Source organism: Mesorhizobium sp. M7A.F.Ca.CA.001.10.2.1 (assembly GCF_003998575.1).
Lineage (GTDB): Bacteria > Pseudomonadota > Alphaproteobacteria > Rhizobiales > Rhizobiaceae > Mesorhizobium.
The window spans coordinates 1-4,016 of the sequence record NZ_RZQY01000578.1; the positions used below are offsets into that span (position 1 = coordinate 1).

A 4,016-nucleotide genomic window follows, 5' to 3' on the forward strand; every position below is an offset into this window, starting at 1 on the left:
AGTTTGTTCTCCTGGACCACCACCGCCCCCGGCCGCGCCGAGGCCGGCTCGGCGCTGACATCGGCCCCGCCGATCAGCACGCGGCCCGACTGTGGGGTCTCGAAGCCGGCGACCAGATTGAGCAGCGTCGACTTGCCCGAACCGCTCGGACCCATGATGGCGGTGATCTTCGCCGTGGCGAACTCGACGTCGAAGACAAGTGGCACCTCACCATAACTGAACGACACCTTGTCCAGCCGCACCGGCGCGCCCTTCTCGAGCCTGCTGGCCGCCCTCTCACGCATCGCGGACCTTCTCCCTTCCCAGCCAGTGCGCCGCCACGATCAACGCGAGACAGACGAGGCCGAGCAGCAGTGCCAGGCCGGCGGCATCCTCGGTGCGGTAGCTGCCCATCCGTGCCAGAAGAAGGTAGGGCAATGTCTGCACGGAATCACTGCCGAACAGGGCAATGACACCGAGATCGCCCAGCGACAGCGCCATGGCGAAAGCGAAGGCCGTGGCGAGCGGGCGCCGCAGCGACGGCCAGTCGACCAGCATCAGCCGGTTCCAGCCCGCAATGCCGAGCTGTGCGCAGAGCCGTTCGTGACGCTCGCTCGCCGCATCATAGGCGGGACGCACGGCGCGCAGGGCGAATGGCATCGCCATCACCGCGTTGACGGTGACGACCATGACCGGGGCGATGGCAAAGACATCGCCGGCATGGCGCAGCAACAGGAACCAGCCGGCGCCGACGACGATCGGCGGCACGACAAGGACAAAGCCGGCGCCTGTATCGGCAGCGTGTTCGAGCAGTGTCTTTGCGCCGGCACGGCGGTTCAGCGCCAGTGCCCGCCGCGCCATGGTCAGCGCCAGCGACAGCATCACCGAGAGCAGTGCCGACAGGAAGGCCAGCACCACGCTGGTCAGCGTTGCCTGCCGGACAGTGGCCTCACCGGCCAACCGGCCGAGATCCGCACCCAACCCGGCCATCACGGTTGCCGCCATCGGCCCAACGACGAACAGCAGCGCCAGGATGATGAGTAGCGCGTTCAACCAGGTCTCGCTCCGATGGACTGAGAGATACCGACGTTGCGCGACCGGCAAATTGGTGTCGCCGACCACATTGGCGCCCAGGCGCGTCAGGGCCAGCACAACGATAAAGGTCAGGGCAATCTGCAACAGCGTCAGTGTAACGGCCCGCGCGGGATCGAAATCAAAGCGCAGCGCCTGGTAGATGCCGACCTCCAGCGTCGTCGCGGCCGGCCCGCCGCCGAGCGTCAGCACGATCGTGAAGGATGTGATGCAGAGCATGAACACAAGCCCGGCGACGCCGGGCAATGCGGCGCGCAGCGTTGGCCATTCGATCAGCCGGAACGCCGGCCGCGCCGCCATGCCGAGTTGGCTCGCCAACCGCCATTGGTCGGCCGGTATGGTCTGCAGCGCCTCGAGGAACAGCCGCGTCGCCAGCGGCAGGTTGAAGAAGACATGGGCGACGAGGATGCCGGACAGGCCATAGATACCCGGCCAGCTTCCGCCGCCGATCAGGGCAAGCACGCCGGCGAAATAGCCGGCACGGCCATAAAGCGCCAGAATGCCGAGCGCTGCGACAATAGCCGGCAGCGCCAACGGCACGGCGAAGATCTGCAGGATGAAGGCGCGGCCGAAGAAACGTGGATGTCGCGACAGAGCCCGCGCCACGAACAGCGCCGGGATGGCCGAAAGCAGCGTCGAGAGCGCCGCTTGCCAGAGCGTGAAGCGAATGACGCGAAGCAGATAGGGATCGAAGGCTGCCCAGGCGCCCGAGAAATCGTGGGCGCCCTCGAAAAGCAGGCCGGCAAACGCGCCGCCGATCAGCAGCGCGATCGCGGCAAGCGCGACAATGCCGGCGCTGACGCGGGGATCGGCTGGATGGCGCGTACGCATCTCGCGCTATCCAACCCTGCGACGGGTATTGATCGAGGGGAATATCTGGCGAAGGCCCAGCCCACCCCCCTCTGTCCTACCGGACATCTCCCCCTCAAGGGGGGAGATTGCGCACTCAGCCGCCTTCGCTATTCTCAAGAGTGGCAGGACTAAGAGAGGCGATAAAGCTGCCGATATCCCCCCCTGAGGGGGAGATGGCCGGCAGGCCAGAGGGGGGCGGCTTGGCGCAAACATGCGACGCGGCTCGCGCCCTACTTGCTCATCACCGCAAGCCATTCATCGACCCAGGCCTTGCGATTGGCAGCGACCTCTTGCGGGCTGAACAGCAAGGTCTTGGTCGGCTTGACCAGTTTATCAAAGGCCGGATTGAGCGGCTTGTCGGTCTTGCCGGCCGGGAACATCCAGTTGGTCTCGGGAATGGCATCCTGGAATTTAGGCCCGGTCATGAAGGCCATAAACTTGGCCGCCAGCGGATTCTTGGCTCCCGTCGTGGTGATACCCGCCACCTCGATCTGCAGATACTCGCCCTCCTCGAAGGAGGCCGCCTGGTAGCGCCCGGTGTTCTCGGCGATCATGTGATAGGCCGGCGACGTCGTGTAGGACAGCACCATCGGCGCCTCGCCCTTGGTGAACAGCCCATAGGCCTCGCTCCAGCCCGGCGTCACGGTCAGCACCTTCGGCTTGAGCTTGGCCCAGGCCTCCGGCGCCTTGTCGCCATAAACCGACTTGACCCACAGAAGCAGGCCGAGGCCCGGCGTCGAGGTGCGTGGATCCTGGATGACGATCTTGTCGTCGGCACTGCCTTCGACCAGCTCTTTCAGGCTTTTCGGCGGGTTCTTCAGCTTCTCGGTGTCGTAGACGACAGCGAAATAGCCGTAGTCAAAGGGGACAAAAGTATCGTCGCTCCAGCCACCCGGCACGTTGACATCAGTTACGCCGCCATGCGGCGCGAACAAGCCTGAGGCCTTGGCATCGGCGGTGAGATTGGTGTCGAGGCCAAGCACGATATCGGCCTTGGTCGATGCGCCTTCCAATCTGACGCGGTTGAGCAACGCGACGCCGTCGGCGACCGAGACGAACTCGACATCGCAGCCGCATTCGGCCTCGAACGCCTTCTTCACCACGGGACCCGGACCCCAGTCGGCGGTAAAACTCTCATAGGTGTAGACGGTGAGCTTGTCCTTGGCCAAGGCCGGTCCGGACAAGGCCACGACCGTTGCTGAAACAAGAGCGTATAAAAGCGTGCGCATCGGCGCCTCCTTCGTTCGAATTGAAAGGAATTGAGGCGTCGGACTGTCCGAAACGTCTAATCCCTCCGCCGGTACAAACCGGATCAGGTTCAGCGGGTTGGCGAGACTGCCTCTCAGCCGGTCCGCGAAGATCGCGTCCGGCACCCCGTTAGAGCGTTTCGACACATAGGCCGGGCCGATCCGCCACGCAAGTGGGAGTTTGCCGCCTTCCGTTTCCCGTGCCGGGCTGGTAAGGGCCACACGATATGAGCACATTCACCATCCTGCTTGGCGGCGATCTCATCCGCACGCCACGGCTCGACCGTCAGGTCGAAGGCTCCCGCGTCATCGCCGCCGACGCCGGCATCGGCCATGCACGGCTGCTCGGCCTTGTCCCGGAGCTGTGGGTGGGTGATTTTGATTCCGTGCCAGCCAAGCTGCCTGACGATCTCGCTTCCGTGCCTCGCCGGACCTTCCCGGCGGAAAAGGACCAGACCGATGGCGAACTGGCCATCGCCGCCGCACTCGAGCGCGGCGCGACCCGCCTGGTGCTAGCAGGTGCTTTCGGCGGCAAGCGAGCCGACCACGCTTTCCTGCATCTGGCGCTTGCCTTGCGCCTGGCCGAAGCAGGGACCGATGTGCTCCTGACCAGCGGCGCCCAGGAAGGCATTCCCCTGCTGCGCGGAACGGCCGGCTTCGACTATGCCGATGGCACGCTGTTTTCGGTGCTCGGCTTTTCCGAGCTTGCCGGGTTGACCGTCACCGGCGCCAAATGGCCGCTGAACCACGTCAAGGTGGCCTTCGGTTCGTCGCTGACCATTTCCAACGAGATCAAGGGCCGCCTCGAAATCGCGCTCGGCCATGGCCGCGCGACGCTGCTCGCTC

4 protein-coding genes and 1 riboswitch are annotated in these 4,016 nt (G+C 65.1%); of the genes, 1 reads left to right on the plus strand and 3 read right to left on the minus strand.

Annotated features, from left to right (window positions below; all coding sequences use genetic code 11):
* The 3 genes from EN964_RS27625 to thiB all read right to left on the minus strand — a co-directional run.
* A partial coding sequence (locus tag EN964_RS27625; RefSeq protein WP_127276985.1) for an ATP-binding cassette domain-containing protein occupies positions 1 to 284 on the minus strand: 284 nt, incomplete at its 3' end.
* A complete protein-coding gene (gene thiP / locus EN964_RS27630; protein ID WP_127270156.1) occupies positions 277 to 1,902 on the minus strand; it encodes a thiamine/thiamine pyrophosphate ABC transporter permease in 1,626 nt (541 codons plus the stop codon). The genes EN964_RS27625 and thiP, both read right to left, overlap by 8 nt.
* Positions 1,903 to 2,153: 251 nt before the next feature.
* A complete protein-coding gene (thiB, locus tag EN964_RS27640) occupies positions 2,154 to 3,152 on the minus strand; it encodes a thiamine ABC transporter substrate binding subunit (RefSeq protein ID WP_127270154.1) in 999 nt (332 codons plus the stop codon).
* A 43-nt stretch (positions 3,153 to 3,195) separates the two neighbouring features.
* Positions 3,196 to 3,310, minus strand: a riboswitch (TPP riboswitch).
* Between the two features lie 87 nt (positions 3,311 to 3,397).
* On the opposite strand from thiB, the gene EN964_RS27645 reads away from it, so the two are divergent.
* On the plus strand, positions 3,398 to 4,016 hold a 619-nt coding region (locus EN964_RS27645; protein ID WP_127276987.1), incomplete at its 3' end, for a thiamine diphosphokinase.